General features: G+C 62.9%; 23 protein-coding genes. 14 read left to right on the top strand and 9 right to left on the bottom strand.

Going from position 1 to position 22,423, the window contains the following annotated elements; all coding sequences use genetic code 11:
* Positions 1-11: 11 nt before the first annotated feature.
* The gene (locus SM130_RS07620) at positions 12-1,313 is read right to left on the bottom strand and encodes an OprO/OprP family phosphate-selective porin (protein ID WP_102823507.1); all 1,302 of its coding nucleotides are present in this window, start codon (positions 1,311-1,313) and stop codon (positions 12-14) included.
* Between the two features lie 168 nt (positions 1,314-1,481).
* Positions 1,482-2,291, bottom strand: coding sequence for a tRNA cyclic N6-threonylcarbamoyladenosine(37) synthase TcdA (gene tcdA, locus SM130_RS07615; RefSeq protein WP_102823506.1), 810 nt, complete (start codon positions 2,289-2,291; stop codon positions 1,482-1,484).
* Positions 2,292-2,418: 127 nt separating this feature from the next.
* Between tcdA and dapE the strand changes: the two genes are divergently transcribed.
* From dapE to SM130_RS07600, 3 genes are read left to right on the top strand one after another with little or no spacing between them, the layout of a single operon-like run.
* Positions 2,419-3,567, top strand: a complete 1,149-nt coding sequence (gene dapE, locus SM130_RS07610) for a succinyl-diaminopimelate desuccinylase (protein WP_102823505.1) — start codon at positions 2,419-2,421, stop codon at positions 3,565-3,567.
* Positions 3,561-4,367, top strand: coding sequence for a putative RNA methyltransferase (locus SM130_RS07605; protein ID WP_102823504.1), 807 nt, complete (start codon positions 3,561-3,563; stop codon positions 4,365-4,367). The genes dapE and SM130_RS07605 overlap by 7 nt, the downstream gene beginning before the upstream one ends.
* Positions 4,368-4,426: 59 nt before the next feature.
* Positions 4,427-4,798 (top strand): hypothetical protein, encoded by a 372-nt coding sequence (locus SM130_RS07600; RefSeq protein WP_102823503.1) that lies wholly within the window; start codon positions 4,427-4,429, stop codon positions 4,796-4,798.
* 141 nt (positions 4,799-4,939) lie between these two features.
* Here SM130_RS07600 and SM130_RS07595 read toward each other — a convergent pair whose 3' ends face one another.
* From SM130_RS07595 to SM130_RS07580, 4 genes are all read right to left on the bottom strand, one after another.
* On the bottom strand, positions 4,940-5,149 hold the full coding sequence (locus SM130_RS07595) for a cold-shock protein (protein ID WP_003283763.1): 210 nt from the start codon (positions 5,147-5,149) through the stop codon (positions 4,940-4,942).
* A 205-nt stretch (positions 5,150-5,354) separates the two neighbouring features.
* The gene (locus SM130_RS07590; RefSeq protein ID WP_102823502.1) at positions 5,355-7,196 is read right to left on the bottom strand and encodes a GldG family protein; all 1,842 of its coding nucleotides are present in this window, start codon (positions 7,194-7,196) and stop codon (positions 5,355-5,357) included.
* Positions 7,197-7,206: 10 nt separating this feature from the next.
* A complete protein-coding gene (locus SM130_RS07585; RefSeq protein WP_102823501.1) occupies positions 7,207-7,938 on the bottom strand; it encodes an ABC transporter permease subunit in 732 nt (243 codons plus the stop codon).
* Positions 7,935-8,858, bottom strand: a complete 924-nt coding sequence (locus tag SM130_RS07580) for an ABC transporter ATP-binding protein (protein ID WP_102823500.1) — start codon at positions 8,856-8,858, stop codon at positions 7,935-7,937. The genes SM130_RS07585 and SM130_RS07580 overlap by 4 nt, the downstream gene beginning before the upstream one ends.
* A 235-nt stretch (positions 8,859-9,093) precedes the next feature.
* On the opposite strand from SM130_RS07580, the gene blaOXA reads away from it, so the two are divergent.
* The 6 genes from blaOXA (at position 9,094) to SM130_RS07550 (ending at position 14,999) form a co-directional block, all read left to right on the top strand.
* A complete protein-coding gene (gene blaOXA / locus SM130_RS07575; protein ID WP_102823499.1) occupies positions 9,094-9,876 on the top strand; it encodes a class D beta-lactamase in 783 nt (260 codons plus the stop codon).
* Between the two features lie 91 nt (positions 9,877-9,967).
* Positions 9,968-10,678 (top strand): class I SAM-dependent methyltransferase, encoded by a 711-nt coding sequence (locus SM130_RS07570; RefSeq protein WP_102823498.1) that lies wholly within the window; start codon positions 9,968-9,970, stop codon positions 10,676-10,678.
* Positions 10,668-11,012, top strand: coding sequence for a hypothetical protein (locus SM130_RS07565; RefSeq protein WP_102823497.1), 345 nt, complete (start codon positions 10,668-10,670; stop codon positions 11,010-11,012). Before SM130_RS07570 ends, SM130_RS07565 begins: the two co-directional genes overlap by 11 nt.
* A gap of 91 nt (positions 11,013-11,103) precedes the next feature.
* Positions 11,104-11,517 (top strand): ester cyclase, encoded by a 414-nt coding sequence (locus SM130_RS07560; RefSeq protein WP_102823882.1) that lies wholly within the window; start codon positions 11,104-11,106, stop codon positions 11,515-11,517.
* Between the two features lie 156 nt (positions 11,518-11,673).
* Complete coding sequence (gene plsB, locus SM130_RS07555; RefSeq protein WP_102823496.1) at positions 11,674-14,175, top strand: glycerol-3-phosphate 1-O-acyltransferase PlsB; 2,502 nt, start codon at positions 11,674-11,676, stop codon at positions 14,173-14,175.
* Positions 14,176-14,327: 152 nt separating this feature from the next.
* Complete coding sequence (locus SM130_RS07550; protein ID WP_102823881.1) at positions 14,328-14,999, top strand: DUF4197 domain-containing protein; 672 nt, start codon at positions 14,328-14,330, stop codon at positions 14,997-14,999.
* A gap of 294 nt (positions 15,000-15,293) precedes the next feature.
* On the opposite strand, the gene SM130_RS07545 is transcribed toward SM130_RS07550, so the two are convergent.
* The 3 genes from SM130_RS07545 to SM130_RS07535 all read right to left on the bottom strand — a co-directional run bounded on the left by SM130_RS07545 (position 15,294) and on the right by SM130_RS07535 (position 18,230).
* The gene (locus SM130_RS07545; protein ID WP_102823495.1) at positions 15,294-16,109 is read right to left on the bottom strand and encodes a TlpA family protein disulfide reductase; all 816 of its coding nucleotides are present in this window, start codon (positions 16,107-16,109) and stop codon (positions 15,294-15,296) included.
* 76 nt (positions 16,110-16,185) lie between these two features.
* Positions 16,186-17,550 carry a heavy metal sensor histidine kinase gene (locus SM130_RS07540; protein ID WP_102823494.1) on the bottom strand — a complete coding sequence of 455 codons (1,365 nt, stop codon included), beginning with the start codon at positions 17,548-17,550 and terminating at the stop codon, positions 16,186-16,188.
* Positions 17,547-18,230, bottom strand: coding sequence for a heavy metal response regulator transcription factor (locus SM130_RS07535; RefSeq protein WP_003283788.1), 684 nt, complete (start codon positions 18,228-18,230; stop codon positions 17,547-17,549). The genes SM130_RS07540 and SM130_RS07535 overlap by 4 nt, the downstream gene beginning before the upstream one ends.
* A 211-nt stretch (positions 18,231-18,441) precedes the next feature.
* Here SM130_RS07535 and SM130_RS07530 point away from each other — a divergent pair, with 211 nt between their 5' ends.
* From SM130_RS07530 to SM130_RS07510, 5 genes are all read left to right on the top strand, one after another.
* Positions 18,442-18,699 carry a heavy-metal-associated domain-containing protein gene (locus SM130_RS07530; RefSeq protein WP_102823493.1) on the top strand — a complete coding sequence of 86 codons (258 nt, stop codon included), beginning with the start codon at positions 18,442-18,444 and terminating at the stop codon, positions 18,697-18,699.
* 20 nt (positions 18,700-18,719) lie between these two features.
* Positions 18,720-19,166 carry a DUF411 domain-containing protein gene (locus SM130_RS07525; protein ID WP_102823492.1) on the top strand — a complete coding sequence of 149 codons (447 nt, stop codon included), beginning with the start codon at positions 18,720-18,722 and terminating at the stop codon, positions 19,164-19,166.
* Between the two features lie 205 nt (positions 19,167-19,371).
* Positions 19,372-21,147, top strand: coding sequence for a copper resistance system multicopper oxidase (locus SM130_RS07520; RefSeq protein ID WP_102823491.1), 1,776 nt, complete (start codon positions 19,372-19,374; stop codon positions 21,145-21,147).
* An 11-nt stretch (positions 21,148-21,158) separates the two neighbouring features.
* Positions 21,159-21,479, top strand: coding sequence for a hypothetical protein (locus SM130_RS07515; protein ID WP_102823490.1), 321 nt, complete (start codon positions 21,159-21,161; stop codon positions 21,477-21,479).
* A complete protein-coding gene (locus tag SM130_RS07510) occupies positions 21,469-22,419 on the top strand; it encodes a copper resistance protein B (RefSeq protein WP_102823489.1) in 951 nt (316 codons plus the stop codon). Before SM130_RS07515 ends, SM130_RS07510 begins: the two co-directional genes overlap by 11 nt.
* The last annotated feature ends 4 nt before the right edge of the window (positions 22,420-22,423 follow it).

The following is a 22,423-nucleotide window of genomic DNA, read 5'->3' as shown; positions in this document are numbered from 1 at the left end:
GAGGGTGATGTTTAGAACACGTACTGGGCACGCAACACAATGCCGTCACCAGAGTCATCGCCATCAGCGTTCTGCTGGTTGTCGACCTTGGCTTTGACGTAGGCGCCAGTCACGCGAACGTTGTCATTGGCGTACCAGTTCAGACCGACGTTGTGCACCTTGCCTTCGACGGTACTGCTGGCAGTGGTGCCAACGGTGTCGTCATCACCTTCGATGTAGTCGTAGCGGTAGAAGACTTCCCAGGCACCGGTCTGCTTGTTGCTCGGCTTGATGGCATCGAAACGACCCAGCTTGTAGTCCCGCGCTTCACCGGTGAGGGTGTAGGCGATCTGGGCGTAATAGCCCTTGGCTTCGATGTCTTCATTGGCACTGGAATCGGCATCCAGCTCACGCTTGATGTATTCACCCTGGATCGACAGCGGGCCCATGGCCCATGCCGCTTCCAGACCCCAGGCGGTGTCGTCGCCGTAGGATCCGGCAAGTTGGTTGTTGGCGCCGCCCAGCAACAGACGGTTGCCGTTGGTGCCAGCGTCATTGCCACCGGAGGTGGATACGCCGCGCATGCCCAGGCGGCTGCGGATACGGGTATCCAGACCGCCGACGTCATCGAGGTCACGCTGGGCGAAGTTCACGCCCAGATGCAGCACGTTGCCGGCTTCGTGCATCGGGGCGAAAACGCCACGCACGTTGAATTGCTTGACGCTATCGCCGTCGACGTCGTTCTGATCCTTGGCATGCAGACCGAGGGAACCGTACAGGGATGGCCCGGCAGTACCGTTGACCTGAATCCCCAGGCCGTTCTGGTGGCCGTTGGTCCAGTCGACCAGATCGTACGCGGCGTTACGCTCAGGAGCGGTGACCCACTTGGAGCTGGTGGCTTTTTCCAGACCGAAGTCAGGGTCGAAGCGACCGACCTTGATGTTGACCGGGCTGAAACCGGAGTACTGGATCGAAGCTTCATCCCAGTAACCGTCTTCGCTGCTGCCGGCGTTGTGCGACAGGTCGTAGTTGAACTGATATTTCCAATCGGTGAACGCAACGCCACCGATCTCGATGAAGGCACGGCGGAAGTAGGCAGCATCGGCGCTGTCGCCGTTAACGGTGTAGAAGCCGTCGAACTGGCTGTAGTCGGCCTGCAGGCGGCCGCCTACCTTGAAGCTGAACTGTTTGTCCGTCGTGGCGACTTCCAGGCCACCCTTGGTCTTGACAACGATATCGGCGCCGTCGGTGGTGACGGTGCCGGCGAAAGCCTGGGCGGTAACGGCCAGAGCCAGGGCGCTGGCAGCGAAACCGGCGAAGTGCTTACGGATCATCAAAATTCCCCTTTATGTTTAGCGTCGGAAACACTCGAGATGGGCTCTTTGTGTTCGGGGGAATCTTGGCGACCGTGTATGTCAGCCAAATGGCTGATGTGTAAAGCTTTTGTGACAGCGGAACTATTCTTCGACGCGCGTCATAGAGCGGCTGAGTGCCCGTCGCACTCAGCCGTTCGCCTTACGCTCGCTGGGGCGACGGGCTCCGGCGACCAGTTTGTCGACGGCCTTTGCCGCAGCGACCATGCCGAAACTCGCAGTGACCATGGTGACCGCACCGAAGCCACCGGCGCAGTCGAGCTTGACCCCTTCGCCGACGAAGCTCTTGCTCTGACAGACTCCGCCGTCCGGCTTCGGATAACGCAGCTGCTCGGTGGAGAACACGCACGGCACGCTGTAGGTGCGCCCCGGCGTGCGCGAGAAGTTGTATTCGCGACGCAACAGCGAGCGCACCTTGGCCGCCAGCGGATCATTGAAGGTCTTGTTCAGATCGGTGACCTGGATTTGCGTCGGATCGACTTGCCCGCCGGCACCTCCGGTGGTGATGATCTGGATCTTGCGGCGCTTGCACCAGGCGATCAGCGCCGCCTTGGCCGGCACACTGTCGATGCAGTCGATGACGCAATCCATGTCTTCGGTGATGTACTCGGCCATGGTGTCGCGGGTGACGAAATCCGCCACCGCATGCACGCGGCAGGCTGGATTGATGGCGCGAATGCGCGCAGCCATCTCATCGACCTTGGGCTTGCCCACGGCGCCAGCAAGGGCGTGAATCTGCCGGTTGGTATTGGTGATGCACACATCATCCAGGTCGAACAGACTGATCTCGCCGACGCCACTGCGTGCCAGCGCCTCGGCGGCCCACGAGCCGACACCACCGATGCCAACCACCGCCACATGCGCAGCCGCCAGCCGCTCAAGGCCGACGCGGCCATACAGACGGGCAATGCCGCCGAAACGCTGATCATCGATAGACATGCCGACTCCCCGGAAAAAACCTGGCGATTATAAGACCTAGCCGCGCGGCGACCACTGCATCCGGCCGTCACCGAGGCCACGGCTTTGCTTTAATATGGCGCCCTTTCCCCGCCGCACCGGAGCCGTGATGACCGCCCCAGCCCTTTCCCCGACGCTCGAACTCGCCTGCGAGCTGATCAACCGCCCCTCGGTCACACCGCTGGACGAAGGCTGCCAGCAGCTGATGAGTCAGCGCCTGGCGGCCTGCGGCTTTGCCATCGAGCCGATGCATATCGAGGACGTGGAGAATTTCTGGGCCACTCGCGGTACCGAAGGCCCGGTGTTGTGCTTCGCCGGCCACACCGATGTGGTCCCTACCGGCCCGCTGCAGGCGTGGCAGAACCCGCCATTCGCCGCCCGTATTGACGAGCGCGGCATGCTCCACGGCCGTGGTGCGGCGGATATGAAGGGCAGCTTGGCGGCAATGGTCGTCGCGGTGGAGCGTTTTACTGCCGACCATCCTCAGCACAAGGGGCAGATCGCCTTTCTCATCACCAGTGATGAAGAAGGTCCGGCGCACTACGGCACCAAGGCCGTGGTCGAGCGCCTGCGCGAACGTGGCCAGCGCCTGGACTGGTGCATCGTCGGCGAGCCTTCGAGCACCTCGCTGGTGGGTGACGTAGTGAAGAATGGTCGGCGCGGCTCGCTGGGCGGCACACTGACCGTACGCGGCCAGCAAGGCCACGTCGCCTATCCGCATCTGGCAAAGAACCCGATCCACCTGGCCGCGCCAGCCCTGGCAGAACTGGCCGCCGAGCACTGGGACGACGGTAATGCCTTCTTCCCGCCTACCAGCTTCCAGATATCCAATCTTAATGCCGGCACCGGCGCGACCAACGTGATTCCCGGCACGCTGGAGGCGGTGTTCAATTTTCGCTTCTCCACCGAATCCACCGTCGAGCAGCTCAAGCAGCGCACCGCCGCGATTCTCGACAAGCACGGTCTGGATTGGAGTGTCGATTGGGCGCTGTCCGGCCTGCCCTTCCTCACCGAGCCCGGCGCGCTGCTCGACGGCGTAGCCAAGGCGATCCGCAGCGTCACCGGCCGCGAGACCAAGCCGTCCACCAGCGGCGGCACTTCGGATGGGCGCTTCATAGCCACTCTCGGTACCCAGGTGGTCGAGCTTGGTCCGGTCAACGCGACCATTCATCAGGTCGACGAGCACATCCTCGCCAGTGATCTCGATCTGCTGACCGAGATCTACTACCAGACTCTGGTGAACCTGCTCGCATGCTGATTTGCCCGATCTGCCAGGCGCCACTGAGTGCGGTCGACAACGGGGTGGCCTGTCCGGCCAATCACCGTTTCGACCGTGCGCGTCAGGGCTACCTGAACCTGCTCCCCGTGCAACACAAGAACAGCCGCGACCCCGGCGACAACCAGGCCATGGTCGAGGCTCGCAGACGCTTTCTCGACGGTGGCCATTACGCGCCGCTGGCCCGGCGCTTGGCCGAGTTGGCCGCCGAGCGCGCACCGCAGCGCTGGCTCGATATTGGCTGCGGCGAGGGCTACTACACCGCGCAGCTCGCCGAAGCGCTGCCGGACGCCGAAGGCTATGCGCTGGACATCTCCCGCGAGGCGATCAAGCGCGCCTGCAAGCGCGCTCCGCAGCTGGAATGGCTGGTCGCGAGTATGGCGCGTGTTCCGCTGGCCGATGCCAGCTGTGAGCTGCTGGCCAGCGTGTTCAGCCCGCTCGATTGGCAAGAAGCAAAGCGCCTGCTGCCTTCGGGCGGTGGGCTGCTGCGAATGGGGCCGACCCGAGAGCACCTGTGGGAGTTGCGCGGACGGCTCTACGATGAGATTCGCGACTACGACGACGAGAAGCACCTGTCGCTGATTCCCGACGGCATGCGGCTGGCACATAGCGAAACCCTCAGCTACGAGCTGCAACTGGACGATGCCCAAGCCCGTGCCGACCTGCTGGCGATGACTCCGCATGGCTGGCGTGCCAGCGCCGAGCGCCGTGCCGCAGTGATCGAAAGCCACCTGAGCGTGCGGGTTGCGATACGCTACGACTGGATCGAACGCACACCCTAGCGTTCGTATGTTTTGCCGACGATTGAAGAACCCCGCTCCACCACATAAGGCAGTCGCCCATGCGTCAACCCGATATCGAGATCTACCTCAGGGATGCCAGCCAGCAAGCCGTCGGCGAGTGGCTGGCCCAGGCCATTGGCTCCTGCTCCGCCTGGCAACAGAAAGGCCAGACGTTCAAATGCAGCGCCGGCGGCATTCCGGTGACCTGGCTGCCGAAAGCGGTAGGCAAATGGCATTGCCTGCTGCTGGAAAGCGACGCCACCCCTTGGGACGATGACCTCACTTGCGCCCGCGCGGCGTATCAGGCGCTAGGCGTGGAAATCCGCTGCGCGCCGGGCGGCTGGCAGGAAGAGGAAGCCGTTGAGGTGGCCGACCGCTGGATCCGCATCAGCGATGACGGCGAAGAGGAAATCGTCTGGCGTACGGGTTGATCGCATCAAGGGCGTAAAACACCATTCCCCGAATCACCGGACTGAGGTCCATGGTGGGCTAAAGCCCACCGAAAGCCCCTGCCGCCAAACTCAAAAAAAAAGCCCGTCATCAAGACGGGCTTTGTACTTCTGCGACCGGAGTCAGACGCCGGCGACGTCTTCGGCCTGCAGGCCCTTCTGGCCCTGGGTCACCGAAAACTCCACCTGCTGCCCTTCGGCCAGCGAGCGGTGGCCGTCGCCCCGGATGGCGCGGTAATGCACGAACACGTCGGCGCCATTACCCCGCTGAATGAATCCATAGCCTTTTGCATCGTTGAACCACTTGACGGTTCCGGTCTCGCGCTCAGCCATTACCACTTCTCCAACTCGCTTTTTGTTATTCCTCGGAAGAGGGGTCGACGGCCATGCTTTCGCGCATTCGGCTCCAGCGCAAATGCGACTCGAACGCGACCGTAGCCGGAGTATAAAACAACGAATTTGGCTGTCAGCCTCTTTTTTCCATAGGCGTTTGTGCCCCTGCGCCTGCCCCGATTAGCGTCGGGACAGGCACTTTTCATCAGACGCTCCGGCTCCGACGGCGGCGCCACAGCCACAACGCCAACACGCCCAGCGTCAGCGCCAATGGCACCAAGGCAATGTTGGCAAACTTGAGCGTACGCCCCAGCGCCTCGATGTCGGCGTTGAGCTGGTAGCGTACCTCGCGCAGTTCCTTGCGAATCCGCACCTTCTCCTGCATGAACTGGCGCAGCGTCTGCTCCTGCTCTGCGGTCAGTTCCAGAGCCTGCTCCGGATCCGGATTCTGCAGCTCGGCCAGCTGCTGCTCGGTATCGGCCAGACGCTGCTGCAACACCTCCTCCTTCTCGCGGAAGCGGTTCTCGGCCTGACGCTGCAGGGCTTCCACCACGACGAACGGGCGGGTGAAGCGACCGCGGGAGCGCACGCTGATCAGCGCATCGGTGCCAGACAGATTGTCCAGCGCGTTGATCACGAACGCCCCGTTGTCCGCCCACGGCTGCGGGATGCGCTGCCCGAAGAAGTCCTGCACCTGCACCCACATACGATCACTCAGCAGGTCGGTATCGGCGACGGCGATGACGTTGATGTTCTGGCTTTCCTGAATGCCCTTCTCGCGCCCTTCGATGCCATTCGGGAACGCGGTTTTGGCCGTACCCTGGATTCGTGCAGCCAGGGTATAGCGCTCACCGGTCGGCTTGAGGTCGAGCAGCAGCGTTTCCGGGTTGTCCAGGGTTGCAAAGCGCTCGGCATCCACCGGCATGGCGTAATCGGAGCTCGTAAGCAGCGGTGTGAAGCGCGTGGTCGCACCTTCCAATGCCTCAAGCATGCCAGCGCTGGCGATGGTGATGTTTTCCAACCCAGCGGTGGTCACGTCATCCTGGTCCAGCGCGTCTCGCGGCAGGCTCAACCAGCCTGCGTGGCGAACCGGCCGACGATCGGCGCCCACGCCCACCGACATGGCGTAGGCGGCGTCGACCAGCGCACGCTGCGGCACCATGCGCACGCCCCAGGCCTTGAACAGCGGTTCGAGGTCAGACGCGCGCTCCTCCCCGAACTCGCCCGGGCCAATGCCCATACCGGGGTCAACCTCGCTATGCGGATCGACGAACGCCAGCAGCTTGCCGCCACGCAACACGAACTGGTCGATGGCATATAGCGTCTGCTCCGGCAGATCCTTCGGGTGGATCAGCAGCAGCACCGACACATTGGTCGGGATCATGTCGACGTCGCGACGCAAGCTCTCGATATGGAACAGCTGGCGGACCTCCTCCAACAGCATCCACGGTGGCGTCGCCTGTTGGGTACGCATGTCGAAGCCGCCGGTCAGCTGCAATCCGGACAGCACCCCGACCACCGGCAGTTCTCCGGCCGCCAGGCCCTGCACCAGACGGCTTATTTCGTACTCGAGAAACTCTTCCTGATCCAGCGGGAAGAACGGAATGATCTGCGTGCTGCCCTCGGCATTGGTGCCGGCCAGGCCGAAGTAGACCTTGTCGCCGCTTTGGTTGAGCGGCACCGCTTGCAGGCCGAATTCGGCTGCGCGGTCCTCTTCCTCGGAGAACGGCTGCGGGTCGATCACATGCAGCTTGAGCTTGCCGCCAGAGGCCCGCTGATAGGCCCGGAGCATCTCCTCGACGCGACGAGCGTAGTTACGCAACGCGACCAGCTCCTTGGCGGTACCGTCCGAATAGAAAAAGTGCAGCTCGATGGGGGTTTGCAAACCGTCAAGAATGCGCTCGGTGCCTTCGGAGATCGTATAGAGCTTCTGTTCGGTCAGATCGAGCCGCGCATTGGTGAACAGCATGCCGGATAGACCGTTGAACACCAGGAAGGCCAGCGCAATCAGTAGCAGCCCGGCGCCGGAATAGATGACTCGTTTCATATCTGTTCCCTCAGGCGGCTTTTTTCAGATCGACGACCACGGCGGTAGCCGCCAGCCAGGCGACGATCAGCGTGACGAAATACAGCAGGTCACGCAGGTCGATCACACCCTTGCTAATGGAATCGAAACGGATCAGGAAGCTCAGCGAGGCCACCGCATCGATCAGCCACTGCGGCGCCCAGGCCAGGGCATCCAGTACCATCGGCAGGCCGCTGACGATGAACAGGAAGCACACCGCAACCGAGAGGATGAAGGCGATCACCTGATTCTTCGCCAGTGCCGACATGCACGAACCGATCGCCAGAAACGCGCCGGCCAGCAACCAGCTGCCAAGATAGCCCGCGGCGATCACGCCGTTGTCCGGCTCGCCCAGGTAGTTGACGGTAATGACCATCGGAAAGGTCAGCAGCAGGGCAATTCCGGCGAACACCCAGGCGGCGAGAAACTTGCCGCCAACCGCTTCGAAACGGGTGATCGGCAACGTCATCAGCAACTCGATCGAACCCGACTTGCGCTCCTCGGCCCACAGGCGCATGGCAATCGCCGGCACCAGGAACAGATAAAGCCAGGTATGGAAGCTGAAGAACGGCGTCAAGTCGGCCTGGCCGCGCTCGTAAAAACCGCCCAGGTAGAAGGTAAACACCCCCGACAGCACCAGAAAGATCACGATAAATACATAAGCGAGCGGCGTGGCGAAGTAGCTGCCCAACTCACGTTTGAAGATAACCGGCAACTGGGTCATAGCGACTCCCCACGGGTCAGGTTACGGAACACCTCGTCCAGCCGGCCGCGCTCCACGTCCAGCTCCTTGACTACCCAGCCCTGCTGGCTGATCAGTGCATTGACCTGCGGGAAGATCACCTGCCCAGGCTGCGCCAGTACGGTCAGGCTGTGCTCGCGCTCGTTGGCCTCGACACCCGAAACACCGGGCAGCGCTGCCAGCGCCAGGTCATCAAGCGGAGCATCACTGACCAGGGTGACTGCCTGGTGATACTTCGAACGGCTTTCCAGCTCCAACGGCGTGCCGTCGGCCACCAGTTTGCCGTGGGCGATCACCACTGCGCGGGTGCAGACGGCGCTCACCTCTTCGAGAATGTGCGTGGAAATGATGACGATCTTGTCCTGCGCCAGCCCCTGGATCAGTTGTCGTACCTGGTGTTTCTGGTTTGGATCGAGGCCGTCGGTGGGTTCGTCGAGAATCAGCACCTTGGGATCATGCAGGATCGCCTGCGCCAGGCCGACGCGACGCTTGAAGCCCTTGGACAAGGTTTCGATGGACTGTCCGAGCACCTGCTCCAGCTCCACCTGCGCCACTGCGGCTTCGACGCGCTGATGCTTGTCCGCACCGCGAAAGCCACGTACCTCGGCGATAAACTCGAGAAAGCCGCGCACCGTCATGTCGCCATAGCACGGCGCACCCTCGGGCAGATAGCCAATCTGTCGCTGAGCCTGCAATCTCTGAGTCTGGATGTCGTGACCGAGAATGCTGGCAGTGCCGGAGGTCGGCGCGAGAAAGCCGGTCAGCATCTTCATGGTGGTAGATTTGCCCGCACCATTCGGGCCGAGAAACCCCAGCACCTCTCCACGCTGCACCTGGAACGACAGGTCATCTACAGCCGTGTGCTGGGCAAAACGCTTGGTCAGGTTGCTTATTTCGATCATGGACTCTCACCAGTGCGCTGAAGGTCTGGCACGCCGCGCGCGGCACGGACCAGGCCCTGCAAAAATGCCGGCGGAACTATAAGAACAGCCAAGCACCGAATGCAACCGCGCATACGGACATTGCGGCTGACGGTTTTCACCGACCTCAACTGCGCGGCGGCAGAACACGGACGATCAACCACCGCCACCTTATTCTTGAGCGCCGCCTCATGCTCCAATGCCCCGGTAATCCGCCATGCCCTACCTGTTGTTGTCGCTTCTGCTCATCGGCCTTTCCGGCGTCACTCATGCGGAAGATGCCGATATTGCTCGGCTATTCGAACAAGCGGGCGTTGATGGGACATTGGTGATCGAATCGGCTCAAACCGGGCAGCGCTACCTTCACAACGACGCCCGAGCGAAGCAGCCGTTCACCGCTGCATCCACCTTCAAGGTGCTGAACACGCTGGTCGCGCTGGAGGAAGGTGCCATCGCCGGCGCGGACGAGATCATCCCGTGGGATAACACCCGTTACGAGATCGAGGATTGGAACCGCGACCAGACGTTGAAAAGCGCATTCAAAGTCAGCTGCGTCTGGTGCTATCAATGGCTGGCGCAGCGCGTAGGGGCGGCAAGCTATCCCGCTCATATTCACCGGGCGCGCTACGGGCGGTTGCAACAACCCTTCAACGGCACCGAGTTCTGGCTGGATGGCTCGCTGACCATCAGCGCCGAGCAACAAATAGGCCTGCTCAAACGTGTCGTCGAGCGCAGCCTGCCGTACCGGGCCAGCAGCTACGACACATTGAAAGCCGTAATGCTCGCCGAGACGGCAACGGATTACCGGCTGTATGCCAAAACCGGCTGGACCAACCGCAGCACGCCCGGCATTGGCTGGTATATCGGTTACGTCGAGCGCGGCGCGAATACCTGGCTGTTCGCCTTGAATCTCGACACCCGCGGCGCCGCGGACCTGCCACTGCGCCAGCGTATTGCACTGGATGCACTGCGGGCCAAAGGCATTCTGCCCGCACACTGATTAAGCTCGCCAAGCTCCAGGGTCTACTCTCGCTTCACACACTCGCGGGGGCGAAGCACCGATCAAACACCCCTCCACTCGGGAAGCCACTATGCGCAGCGATGAGATCAAAGACATCTTCGATCAACAGGCGTCCAGCTACGACGAGCGCTGGGCCAGAACTGCGCCGATTCGCGATGCCCTGCATTTCCTTCTCGAAGCGGTGTTTGCAGAGCTCCCAGCCAACGCTCGGGTTCTGTGCATTGGCGCAGGCACTGGCGAGGAAATCGCCTATCTGGCCAAGCGCTTCCCTGGCTGGACCTTCACCGCCGTCGAGCCTTCAGGGCCGATGTTAGCGGTGTGCCGCGACAAGGCGATCAAAGGCGGCTATGCCGAGCGCTGCCATTTCCACGAAGGGTATCTGCAATCACTGCCCGAGCAAGCCGCCTTCGATGCAGCGACGTGCTTTCTGGTTTCACAGTTCATTCTGGAGCGCGACGCCCGCGCTGACTTCTTTCGCGCCATTGCTGCCCGGCTTGGTCCGGACGCATTACTGGCGAGCTCGGATTTGGCATCGGATGTTTGCTCACCTCACTACGAAGCCCTGCTCGAAACCTGGCTGAACATGATGGTGATAGCGGGCATCCCGGCGGCGGGCCTGGAGCAGATGCGCGCGGCCTACGCCCGTGACGTTGCAGTGCTGCCTCGCGAGCAGGTCGCAGCCATCATCGAAGCCGGCGGCTTTGCCAACCCGGTTTTGTTCTATCAGGCCGGGCTGATCCACGCTTGGTACTCCAGGCGGGCCGCGCCCGATGCGCCATAGCCTCCAGCCGGTGCTACAAGCCCTGCGGATCGCCACGCTCGCGGGTGCCGGCATCTGGGCTCTGTCGCCCTGGCTCAGCGGTCAGGCTGAACCATGGGATGCGGGCGGCCTGTACTACAGTGGAGCCTTGTTTGTGGCTGGCGTGCTGTCGGGCTTCATCGTGCCGGGACCACTCTGGGCGCTGTATCTGGGTGTCGTCTTCGGGCAGGCGCTGTACCTGCTCGTGTTCTTGCCGCCCAGTCCGCTGCTGGCCGTGGGCGTGGGGTTCCTGCTGATCGGGTCGCTGCTGTTTCTGGCCGGGGCCTACGGCGGTGCTCGACTTCGCACACGCTGAAGCCTCCGCCATGGCTGACCCGATAAACGATGCGCGCCTGCACACTGCCAAACAGGCCGGCCGCTCGGCTCATGTAAACGAGGATCCGCCCATGACGCCACCAGAACTGGCCGGTATCTATCGAGCCTACATCGCCTGCCTCAATGCCAGGGACTGGTCGAATCTTGGGCGCTTCGTGCATGACGATGTACGTCACAACGGCAGCCGCCTTGGCTTGGCTGGCTATCGACGGATGCTGGAAAACGATTACGCAACCATTCCCGACCTGCACTTCAACATCGAGTTGCTGGTCAGCGAGCCTCCGCGAGTCGCGTGTCGTCTGCGATTCAACTGCTCGCCAGCAGCTCGCTTTCTCGACCTGGACGTCGACGGGCGGAAGGTCTCGTTCGCGGAGAACGTCTTCTACGGGTTCAGCGACCAGAAGATCATCGAGGTCCATTCAGTCATAGACAAACCCGCCATCGAGACTCAACTGTCGGCTCGAACACATCCGAGCGGACGCTGATATCCCCCGAAAGCGCTGCCGGTAGCCCTGGCTTCAGCCGAACCGTCGATCTGCTCAGCAGCCAGGCGAGCAGCAGAGATTTTGCCCGCCCTCCTCGCTTGCGGCACACTTGCCGCCTTCGAGGGCACCGCCCCCTTTCATAGCCGAATCCGCCGTATGACCCGCTCCCCCATTCGCCGTCTGATTTTCTCCATGCTGCGCCGCGTGCTGTACTTCTGGGTGCGTTCGGAGACCATCAACCAGTCCGCCTTCACCCTCAAGCTGGACCGCAGCAAGCCGGTGTTCTATGTGCTGCAGCAGCCCTCTTTGAGCGATCTGGCGGTGCTTGACGCCGAGTGCAGCAAAGCCGGGCTGCCACGCCCGGTGGCCGATGTGGCGGTGGGTGAACATGTGGAGCCGGCTGCATTCTTCTTTCTGAATCCGCCGACCAGCTGGTTCGGTCGCCGTACGCGGCTGGTAGCCCCGCCTGCGCTGGTGCGACTGGTCGGAGCGCTGGAGCACAACGCGGTGGAGAACGCGCAGATCATCCCGGTCAGCGTGTTCTGGGGGCAGTCGCCGAATCGCGAGACCAGCGCCTGGAAGCTGCTGTTCGCCGACAGCTGGGCGGTCACCGGGCGCCTGCGCAAGTTGCTCAGCATCCTGGTGCTGGGGCGCAAGACCCGCGTGCAGTTTTCCGCACCGATCCAGCTGAGCGAGCTGATCGCCTTGAACAAGGGCCATGAGCGCACCCTGCGCATGGTCCACCGGATGCTGCGGGTGCATTTCCGCAACCAGAAGACCGCCGTAATCGGCCCCGACCTGTCCCACCGGCGCAATCTGGTCAAAGGCCTGGTGCACTCACCGCAGGTGCGCCAGGCGATTCGCGACGAGGCCGAACGCGAGAACATATCCATCGAAAAGGCCGAAGCCAGGGCGCTGCGCTACGGCAATGAGGTGGCTTCGGACTACGCCTATACGGCGGTGCGTTTCCTCGAGGTGGTGCTGTCCTGGTTCTGGAACAAGATCTACGACGGCATCCGCGTCAACCATATCGAGCCGCTGCAGGAAGCCGTGCGTGGCTATGAGGTGATCTACGTTCCCTGCCACCGCAGCCATATCGATTACCTGCTGCTGTCCTATCTGCTGTTCCGCAACGGCCTGACGCCGCCGCACATCGCCGCCGGCATCAACCTCAACATGCCGGTCATCGGCAGCCTGCTGCGCCGCGGCGGTGCTTTCTTCATGCGTCGCTCGTTCAAGGGCAACCCGCTGTACACCTCGGTATTCAACGAATATCTGCACAATCTGTTCACCCGCGGCTTTCCGGTGGAGTACTTCGTCGAAGGCGGCCGCTCGCGCACCGGTCGCATGCTGCAGCCCAAGACCGGCATGCTGGCACTGACCCTTCGTAGCTACCTGCGCTCGTCGCGCCTGCCGATCCTTTTCGTGCCGGTGTACGTCGGCTACGAACGTGTCCTGGAGGGCCGCACCTACCTCGGCGAACTGCGTGGCGCGGCGAAGAAAAAAGAGTCGATCTTCGACATCTTCAAGGTCATCGGCGCGCTCAAGCAGCGCTTCGGCCAGGTCTGGGTCAACTTCGGCGAGCCGCTCAAACTCAACGAATTCCTCGAACAGCAACAGCCCGGCTGGCGCCAGCAGACCCACGCCCCGGATTTCCGTCCCGAATGGCTGAACGACGCCACCAATCGACTGGCCGAGCGCATCGCCCAACGTCTGAACGAGGCTGCGGCGGTCAACCCGGTCAATCTAGTGGCCCTGGCGATGCTCTCCACCAGTCGCCAAGCGCTAGATCAGCAATCGCTGGCGCGCATTCTCGATCTCTACCAGACCCTGCTGCGTGCGGTGCCCTACTCGCCCCACACGACGCTGCCGGATGGTGACGGCAACGCGCTGATCGCCTATGTGAAGAGCCTCGGCCTGCTCGCCGAGCAGAAGGATGCGCTGGGCAACATCCTTTACCTGGACGAACAGAACGCCGTCCTGATGACCTACTACCGCAACAACGTCATGCACATCTTCGCGCTGCCAGCACTGCTCGCCAGTTTCTTCCAGAGCAGCTCACGTATCAGCCGCGAGCAGATTCAGCGCTTCACCGAGGCGCTGTATCCGTATTTGCGTGCCGAGCTGTTCATACGCTGGGAGGTCGAGGAGCTTGGGGCGGTGGTCGACCAGTGGCTGGCTGCATTCGTCGAGCAAGGCCTGCTCAAGGAAGATGGCAACCATTACGTGCGCCCCGCTCCCAGCTCGCGCCAGTTCGTGCTGCTGACGCTGCTTGCGCGGGTGGTCATGCAGACCCTGCAGCGCTTCTACATGGCGACCTCACTGCTGCTCAACAGCGGCCAACACAGCCTCACGGCCGAGGAGCTGGAAACCCTCTGCACCGTCATGGCCCAGCGGTTGTCGATTCTGCACGGGCTCAACGCACCGGAATTCTTCGACAAAACGTTGTTCCGTCATTTCATCCAGAGCATGCAGGAGCAGGGTGTGGTCAGCCCGGATGAGAATGGCCGGCTCGGCTATCACGAGAAGCTTGCCGAACTCGCCGAGGGCGCGGCCAAGCGCGTGCTGCCGGCCGAGATTCGGCTATCGATCCGCCAGGTGGCGCTTGAACGTCATCACGACGAAGCCGACGTGGCGCCGCCGGCAACCGGCATCTGAGAGTTGGACTGGCGGTGCCAGCCAGCACTAGCTCCTGCAGGCGTATTGCCTGCGGGATGTCGCCCCGCTCGATATCCACTAGCATCACAGCAAGTAGCCCGCCGATGTCCCAGGCGCGAACGCTTCCTCACCTGCAAATCAAGGTAATCGCCATGTATCGCATCATCACTCTTGCCGCTGGCCTGGTACTTTCCGCCAGCGCCTTTGCTCTGTCGCTCTCCGACCTGACCCAGAGCGACGCCAGCGCCGGCCTCAAGGATGCGCTGAATCAAGGCACCAAGGTCGCGGTACAACAGCTTGGTCGACCGGGCGGTTTCAGCAGCGACCCGAACGTACGTATCGAACTGCCGGGCAACATCGGCAAGGCCTCGCGGATGCTGAAAATGCTCGGCATGGGTGCGCAGGTCGAACAGCTGGAGAACAGCATGAACCTGGCCGCGGAGAAGGCTGTGCCGCAAGCGCAGCAGTTGCTGCTGGACGCGGTGCGCAAGATGACCGTGCAGGACGCCAAGGCGATTCTCGCCGGCGGTAACGACTCGGCCACCCAGTACCTGAACAAATCCAGCCGCGACCAGATTCGCGCGAAATTCCTGCCCATCGTCAAGCAGGCTACCGACCAGGTTGGTCTGGCGCAGCAATACAACGCCGTCGCAGCCAAGGTCCCGACGGGGCTGAACGGCAGCTACGCCAATATCGAAAGCTACGTGACCGAACAGGCGCTGGACGGGCTGTTCACGGTGATCGCCGAGCAGGAGGCAGGCATCCGCAAGAATCCGGCGGCCGCAGCTACCAGCCTGGCAAAGAAAGTGTTCGGAGTACTCTGAGTCGCGCAGGTTGGGAAACAAACTGGAGCGCAAGGACAGGTATTGGCAAGGTCGCCGCTCCGCTGGTTCACAGCTAGCCGATGGCGTTCCGTTTGCTTCATACCCCGTGGTGGGCTGAAGCCCACCGATCGCAACGCAGGATAAAGCAACCTGACTGTCGTAACCCCCATATCACCCTCCAGGCCTCCGGGCGCATCGAAGCGGACGACCGCCTTGGTAGCCTTCGGCAGAGCTGCTGCCGGTGCTTTATTGGCAGCAGCAATAAGCCAAGCAGCACCGGCTAGCTGAATCGCATCACTCGCTACTTTCCCTCTTCAGCTGCTCGAGCGCCTGCGCCAGGCTGGCATGTGAGAGTTCGCCAAGGTGGCTGCCGACCTGCCGACCGTCGGCGTTGTAGAACAATGTGGTCGGCAATGCCATGGAGCCGACGTGCTGGCCCAAGCGCCCGCCGCTGTCGAGCAACACGTTCTCCAGGCTCAGCCCTGCACTCTCCAGAAAGCGATTGATCTCGCCCTCGCCCTCGCCCTGGTTGATGAATAGAAACAGGGTGTCGCTTTCCCGTGCCTGCGCATCGGCCAGTACCGGCATTTCGCGCCGGCATGGCGGGCACCAGGTCGCCCACAGATTGATGACCAGTGGCTGCCCGGAATAATCCTCGAGCGCCACCGGACGCCCCTGGTTGTCGCGCAGCCCCATTTCCGGCAGCCGCGTGCCCTGCTCGAAGGAATGCCACGCCAGATTGGCGAAGCCCCAGCTGAGAATTCCCACCGTCAGCGCGATGCCCAACGGCTTGCGCAGCGCACCGTCGCGCCATCCCCACCAGATTCCCAATGCCAGCGCAGCGACCAGCCCAGGCAAGGCGATAAAGCCGCCGTCGCGGATATCGACGACGCTTAGCCAGTCGTCCTGATAGTAGGACCAGTACATCGCAACGAAGGCCAGCCGAGCCACCAGCAATGCCACCAGCAGCAAACGGAACAATTGCCGCTCCGGGTTGCTCGCGCTACGCCGGCCAACCCACCAGCCAGTCAGCGTCGCCAGCAACAGGCTGCCCAGCAGAATTACATGGGGCACCGCCAGGGCCAGCGGCCCGATATTCACAGTCAGCATCTACCTCTCCAGTTGGTTGGCATTCATGTATCTCCTGGCCAGCAGACCATCATGGGCCATCCGGCACCGTTGGAGGTTAACCGGGGAAATCCAGCCGAAAGACCGTACGGCCCTGCTCCGACGTGCAGCTAATGGACCCCTGGTGCGCTTGAACGATCGAACGGGTAATGGCCAGACCCAGCCCGGCATTGCTCGGGTTGCCTTCCCGGCGTGCAGGGTCGACGCGATAGAAGCGGTCGAACAACCGCTCCAGATGCTCAGGGGCAATGGTCGCGCCGGGATTGGCGACGCTGAGCGCTACGGCATCAGCGCTTCGCTCTATATCCAGCCGGATCAACCCGCCATCGGGCGTGTAACGCAGCGCATTGGACAGCAGGTTGGAGAGCGCGCGACGCAGCATCAGCAGATCGCCCTGAATGGTGCCGGTGCCGGACAGTTCGAAGCGAACCCCGCGCTCTTCCGCCGAGAGCTGGTAATAGTCCAGCAGCTGCGCGCATAGCGCTTGCAGTTCGACCGGCTTGGCGTCCGGGACGATCAGGCCGTTGTCGGCCTTGGCCAGGAACAGCATGTCGTCGATCATCCGCGACATGCGCTGCAGCTCCTCAAGATTGGAATGCAGGTTGTCCTGGTACTGATCCAGCGTGCGCGCGCGGGTCAGCGCGACCTCGGTATGGGTCATCAGATTGCTCAGCGGCGTGCGCAGCTCGTGGGCGATGTCGGCGGAGAAGTTCGACAGCCGCACGAAGGCATCCTCCAGCCGCGCCAGCATGGCGTTGAAGGCCTGCACCAGCTGCTGCAGTTCCGCGGGTGTCGACTCGTCAGGGATGCGCTCGCGCAAGGATCTGGCCGAGACCGAAGCGGCCACCTGCGTCACCTCGCGCAACGGTCGCAGGCCGCTGCGCACCAGTAGCCAGCCGAGCAGTCCGCTGAGCAGCGCGCACGCCACCAGCGCGCCCCATAGCCAGCCGCTGAAGGTGTGGAAGAACGCCTTGTGCGCCGTTACATCAAGCAGAATCAACAGCGTCAGCCGCTGCGCGCCGATCTCGACATGACCGGCCTCCCCCCGCCAGACGCGGCCTTCCAGCGTCAACTCCCCGGCCTCCCGACTGATCAGTTCGACCAGCGATGGCTCCATTTCATCAACGCTCGATTCGGGAAACAGCTGTGCACCACGCCCATCGAAAACGAAGCCGCGCATTTCGCTATGGCCGCCGAGCAACGCCTGTAGCTGTGGGCGAACGCGCTCGAAGTCCTGCAGATCGCCCAGCTTCCCAAGCAGGCGGCGGCTCGCCTCGAGCTTTTCATGCAGGGTGTGGCGGTCGAGTTCGTCGAAATGATGCTCGCTGAGCTGACTGAAGAAGTAGCCGGCCGCCGCCAGCACACCGGTCACCGCGAGCATGAACATCAGGCTTAGCCTGGCGGTCAGCGACAGCCGCTTCATGGGGCGTCCGGCTCGTCGAGCATGTAGCCCATGCCGCGCGCGGTGTGGATCAGCTTGGGCTCGAAACCATCGTCGATCTTCACTCGCAAACGGCGGATCGCCACTTCGATCACATTGGTGTCGCTGTCGAAATTCATGTCCCACACCTGCGAGGCGATCAGCGACTTGGGCAGCACCTCGCCCCGCCGACGCAGCAGCAGTTCGAGCAGGGCGAATTCCTTGGCGGTCAGGTCGATGCGCTGGCCGGCCCGCACGGCCCGGCGCTTGAGCAGGTCGACCTCCAGATCGGCGATTTTCAACTGGGTCTGCAAGGCAGCCGCATTACCTCGCCGCAGCAAAGTGCGCACGCGCGCCAGCAGTTCGGAAAACGCGAACGGCTTGACCAGATAGTCATCGGCACCCAGCTCCAGCCCCTTAACGCGATCCTCGACGCGGTCGCGCGCGGTCAGAAACAGCACTGGCACCTCGTTGCCCGAAGCCCGTACCAGTCGCAGCACTTCCCAGCCATCCAGGCCGGGCATCATCACGTCAAGAATCAACAGGTCGTAAGGCGCGCTGAGCACATGCTGCAGCGCATCGGTGCCGCTGGTGACGCGATCGACGGTGAATCCGGCCTCGCTCAAACCCTGCTGCAGGTACATGCCGGTTTTCGGTTCGTCTTCAGCGACCAGCAATTTCATGGCGACAAGTTCCTTCAATAGCGACGGCGCAAGTGTGGCAGTGCCCGTACCCGAGACGCCACGAAGCTGACAAAAAAGTAATCTTCCGATCAGCCTCCTGTCAGGCCGACAGCGCTAGCGTGGTACGCAGCAGATGAGGCTTGACCTTACCATCGCGTCAAGGTCGAGCATCAAGCCGGTGCTACAAAACTGGCTAACCGAGGACCACCCCATGACCAACATTCAACTCAAGGTTTCCGGCATGACCTGCGGCGCATGCGTCAGGCATGTAACCGCCGCATTGCAGCCCTTGCCGGGCGTCGAGCGAGTCGAGGTCGACCTGGCCACCGGACTGGCCCGGATAGATGGCACTGCCGATAGCGCCGTGCTTATCGCAACACTCGACGAAGCCGGTTACCCTGCCGAAATCGCCACCGGCTCGCCCGTCCCAGCGCCTCGCAAGACGGGGTGCGGCTGCGGCTGCAACTGAACATCGCTCTGGAGAATCCCATGAAGCTCTACCTCACCGCTCTCGCCGCCCTGCTGGTGTCCAGCATGGCCCACGCCGCGGACGTCATCGATGTGCACCGCGATGCCAACTGCGGCTGCTGCAAGGACTGGATCAAGTACCTTGAGGCCAACGGCTTCGAAGTGCGCGATCACGTCGAAAGCAACATGTCGGCGGTCAAGCAGAAACTGGGCGTCGCGCCCCGCCTCGGCTCCTGCCACACCGGCGTGATCGACGGCAAGTTCATCGAAGGGCACGTACCGGTTGCGGCGATTCACGAACTGCAGAAGCGTGACGACCTGGCCGGCGTTGCCGTGCCGGGTATGCCGGCAGGCTCACCGGGCATGGATTACGGCCAGCCGCACCAGCAGTATCAGGTGATCGGGCTGACCACCAAGGGCCGCGACCTGGTGCTGGGCGACTACCTCGGCGCGCAGCCGGTACGCTAAGCAACGCACCCCAGGACGGTGCCTATGCCGTCCGCATCTTAGGCGTGGCCAGCCCAATTGGGCCGCCACGCCGCAAGCTGACAAAATCGTAATTTTCGCTTCAGGTCGCTGACAGATGAGCCGCGCTATGGTGCTTGCCATAGCGTTGCAGCGTCGTGCCTGCACGGCGGCAAACCAATATTCCGATCGACCGAACAGGACCCGCATGCAATTGACCAGTTCTCGGCGCACCTTCGCCAAAAGCCTGGCCGCCGGCGGCGCCGTCGCTGGCCTCGGGCTGTGGCAACAGCCCGTATGGGCGCTGACCAGCGCAGGGCAACCGACGGTGCTCAGCGGCACCGAGTTCGACCTCAGCATTGATTCCATGACTGTGGATTTCACCGGCAAGCGCCGCACTGCCATGGCCATCAACGGCAGTATTCCCGGCCCACTGCTGCGCTGGCGCGAGGGCGACACCGTCACCCTGCGCGTGCGCAACCGGCTGCCACAGGACACCTCAATTCACTGGCACGGCATCCTGCTGCCAGCCAACATGGATGGCGTGCCCGGCTTCAGTTTCGCCGGCATCGCGCCGGACGGCATGTACGAATACCGCTTCAAGGTCGTCCAGAGCGGCACCTACTGGTACCACAGCCACTCCGGCTTCCAGGAGCAGTTGGGCGTCTATGGCGCGCTGATTATCGATCCCAAGGAGCCGGACCCGTTCAGCTACGACCGTGACTACGTGGTGTTTCTATCCGACTGGACCGATGAAAGCCCGGCGCGTATGCTGGCCAAGTTGAAGAAGCGGTCGGACTACTACAACCAGGGCCGGCGCACCCTTGGCGACTTCATCAACGATGTCGCGGACCAGGGCTGGAGCGACACCGTCAGCAAGCGCTGGGCCTGGGCAAAGATGAACATGTCGCCGACCGATCTCGCCGACATCAGCGGCGCCACCTATACCTACCTGCTCAACGGCCAAGCGCCGGACGGCAACTGGACCGGGGTGTTCCTGCCCGGCGAGCGCATCCGCCTGCGCCTGATCAACGGCTCGGCGATGAGCTATTTCGACTTCCGCATCCCGGGTCTCAAGCTCACCGTGGTCGCGGCCGATGGGCAGAACGTCGAGCCGGTGCAGGTGGACGAAGTGCGCCTGGCCGTGGCGGAAACCCTCGACGTGATCGTCGAGCCGGACGCCAGCCAGGATGCCTACACGTTGTTCGCGCAGGCCATGGACCGCAGCGGCTACGCGCGCGGCACCCTGGCTGTGCGCGATGGCCTGCAAGCGCGGGTGCCCGAGCCCGACCCACGCCCTGAACTGACGATGGACGACATGGGCCATGGCGATCATGCCGCCCATGGCAAGGCTGCTGCGGCACCCGCGAAGGGTCATGACGCCCATGCCGGGCACGGCGCGATGGATCACGGCCAGATGGACCACTCGGCAATGGGCCACGGTTCGTCCGGCGCCAGCATGCAGGCGCATCCGGCCAGCGAAACCAACAATCCACTGGTGGACATGCAGACCATGATCCCGGTGCCCAAGCTGGATGACCCGGGGATCGGCCTGCGTAACAACGGCCGGCGCGTGCTGACCTACGCCGACCTGCGCAGCACCTTCGCCGATCCGGACGGCCGCGAGCCGATGCGTACCATCGAACTGCACCTGACCGGGCATATGGAGCGCTTCGCCTGGTCGTTCGATGGCATTCCCTTCGCCGACGCCGAGCCGATCCGGCTCAAGTACGGCGAGCGGGTGCGCTTCGTGCTGGTCAACGACACGATGATGCATCACCCCATCCACCTGCACGGACTGTGGAGCGACCTGGAAGACGAACACGGCAACTTCCAGGTACGCAAGCACACCATCGACATGCCACCGGGCGCGAAACGCAGCTACCGCGTCACCGCCGACGCCCTCGGACGCTGGGCCTATCACTGCCACATGCTGATGCACATGGACCTCGGGATGTTCCGCGAAGTCCGCGTAGAAGAATGACGGAGAAGTCTATGAAAACGCTCAAGCAAACTGCCCTGCTCGCCTTCGGCCTGGCTGCCGCTCTGAACCTCAACGCCGCCCACGCGCAGAGCGAGCACGACGCTCATCATCCCGCCAATGCGCCAGCCGAACAGGCCGCACCGCAGGCCAGCCAGCCCAAGCCCGATGCAAAGCAGGGCGGCATGATGCAGGGCATGGACCATGACAAGATGCAGGAGATGCATGACCAGCACATGGGTTCCGGCCATATGGATCACGGCAGCATGGGCAACGGAAAAATGCAGAAGGACATGCCAAAGAGCCCTGAACAGGGCAAGCCACATGATCACTAAGACACTGCCCATCGCCGTCGCCCTCGCACTGGCTGCAACGGCGAGCCAGGCGCAGCAGGCCATGGACCATTCCGGTCACGCTGGGCACGGTTCGCCAACCGACCACAGCCAGATGGACCATGGACAGATGGATCACAGCCAAATGAACCATGCGCCAACCAACCATGGCGACATGGGTCACAGCGGCATGCCTCACCCACCGTCGACCGGCGTTCCGCCTGAACAGCAGCAACGTTCGCCGATCCCGACGATCAGCGATGCAGACCGCGCCGCCGCATTCCCCGACCTGCCAGCCCACTCCATGCACCAGGGTGCCAGCAACTTCCTGTTCCTCGCTGATCAGCTGGAATGGCAGGACGCCGACAAGGGCAGCACGCTGGCCTGGGATATCTCCGGCTGGTATGGCGGCGATATCGACCGTCTGGCCTTCCGTTCCGAGGGCGAGCGCACCAACGGCCACACCGAGGAAGCCGAGCTGCAGCTGCTCTGGAGCCACGCCATCGGCCCCTGGTGGGAAACCGTCGCTGGCGTGCGCCAGGACTTCAAGCCCGGCTCGCCGCAAACCTGGGCCGCCTTCGGCGTACAGGGCATGCCGTTGTTCGGCCTGGAAACCGAGGCGACAGCTTTCCTCGGCGAAGGTGGCCAGACCGCGCTGCGCCTGGAGGCCGAATACGACATCCTGCTGACCCAGCGCTGGGTGCTGCAACCCACCGCGGAGCTGAACCTGCACGGGCGCAACGACGAGGCGCGCGGCGTTGGTTCTGGCCTCAGCGACGCCAGCGTCGGGCTGCGCCTGCGTTATGAGATCAACCGTCAGTTTGCGCCTTATGTCGGCGTCAGCTGGGGCCGCGCCTACGGCAACACCGCCGACCTGCTGCGCGCCGAGGATGAAGATGTCAGTGAGGCGAAGCTGGTCGCCGGCGTTCGCTTCTGGTTCTGAACCC

Origin of the sequence: Stutzerimonas stutzeri (genome assembly GCF_038561965.1) — a bacterium.
Taxonomy (GTDB): Bacteria; Pseudomonadota; Gammaproteobacteria; order Pseudomonadales; family Pseudomonadaceae; genus Stutzerimonas; species Stutzerimonas stutzeri_AA.
Note: the sequence above shows the minus strand (reverse complement) of the source record. Positions and strands in the feature narration are given on the sequence as shown.

Bases quoted from the DNA above. Each gene is read 5' to 3' on its own strand.
- SM130_RS07600 (WP_102823503.1), top strand. From the start codon at position 4,427: ATGCGTCAACCCGATATCGAGATCTACCTCAGGGATGCCAGCCAGCAA.
- SM130_RS07620 (WP_102823507.1), bottom strand. From the start codon at position 1,313: ATGATCCGTAAGCACTTCGCCGGTTTCGCTGCCAGCGCCCTGGCTCTG.
- SM130_RS07595 (WP_003283763.1), bottom strand. From the start codon at position 5,149: ATGGCTGAGCGCGAGACCGGAACCGTCAAGTGGTTCAACGATGCAAAA.
- SM130_RS07570 (WP_102823498.1), top strand. From the start codon at position 9,968: ATGCGCAGCGATGAGATCAAAGACATCTTCGATCAACAGGCGTCCAGC.
- SM130_RS07530 (WP_102823493.1), top strand. From the start codon at position 18,442: ATGACCAACATTCAACTCAAGGTTTCCGGCATGACCTGCGGCGCATGC.
- SM130_RS07525 (WP_102823492.1), top strand. From the start codon at position 18,720: ATGAAGCTCTACCTCACCGCTCTCGCCGCCCTGCTGGTGTCCAGCATG.
- SM130_RS07545 (WP_102823495.1), bottom strand. From the start codon at position 16,109: ATGCTGACTGTGAATATCGGGCCGCTGGCCCTGGCGGTGCCCCATGTA.
- SM130_RS07520 (WP_102823491.1), top strand. From the start codon at position 19,372: ATGCAATTGACCAGTTCTCGGCGCACCTTCGCCAAAAGCCTGGCCGCC.
- SM130_RS07590 (WP_102823502.1), bottom strand. From the start codon at position 7,196: ATGAAACGAGTCATCTATTCCGGCGCCGGGCTGCTACTGATTGCGCTG.
- SM130_RS07560 (WP_102823882.1), top strand. From the start codon at position 11,104: ATGACGCCACCAGAACTGGCCGGTATCTATCGAGCCTACATCGCCTGC.
- dapE (WP_102823505.1), top strand. From the start codon at position 2,419: ATGACCGCCCCAGCCCTTTCCCCGACGCTCGAACTCGCCTGCGAGCTG.
- SM130_RS07550 (WP_102823881.1), top strand. From the start codon at position 14,328: ATGTATCGCATCATCACTCTTGCCGCTGGCCTGGTACTTTCCGCCAGC.
- SM130_RS07510 (WP_102823489.1), top strand. From the start codon at position 21,469: ATGATCACTAAGACACTGCCCATCGCCGTCGCCCTCGCACTGGCTGCA.
- SM130_RS07605 (WP_102823504.1), top strand. From the start codon at position 3,561: ATGCTGATTTGCCCGATCTGCCAGGCGCCACTGAGTGCGGTCGACAAC.
- SM130_RS07535 (WP_003283788.1), bottom strand. From the start codon at position 18,230: ATGAAATTGCTGGTCGCTGAAGACGAACCGAAAACCGGCATGTACCTG.
- tcdA (WP_102823506.1), bottom strand. From the start codon at position 2,291: ATGTCTATCGATGATCAGCGTTTCGGCGGCATTGCCCGTCTGTATGGC.
- SM130_RS07565 (WP_102823497.1), top strand. From the start codon at position 10,668: ATGCGCCATAGCCTCCAGCCGGTGCTACAAGCCCTGCGGATCGCCACG.
- blaOXA (WP_102823499.1), top strand. From the start codon at position 9,094: ATGCCCTACCTGTTGTTGTCGCTTCTGCTCATCGGCCTTTCCGGCGTC.
- SM130_RS07580 (WP_102823500.1), bottom strand. From the start codon at position 8,858: ATGATCGAAATAAGCAACCTGACCAAGCGTTTTGCCCAGCACACGGCT.
- SM130_RS07585 (WP_102823501.1), bottom strand. From the start codon at position 7,938: ATGACCCAGTTGCCGGTTATCTTCAAACGTGAGTTGGGCAGCTACTTC.
- plsB (WP_102823496.1), top strand. From the start codon at position 11,674: ATGACCCGCTCCCCCATTCGCCGTCTGATTTTCTCCATGCTGCGCCGC.
- SM130_RS07515 (WP_102823490.1), top strand. From the start codon at position 21,159: ATGAAAACGCTCAAGCAAACTGCCCTGCTCGCCTTCGGCCTGGCTGCC.
- SM130_RS07540 (WP_102823494.1), bottom strand. From the start codon at position 17,550: ATGAAGCGGCTGTCGCTGACCGCCAGGCTAAGCCTGATGTTCATGCTC.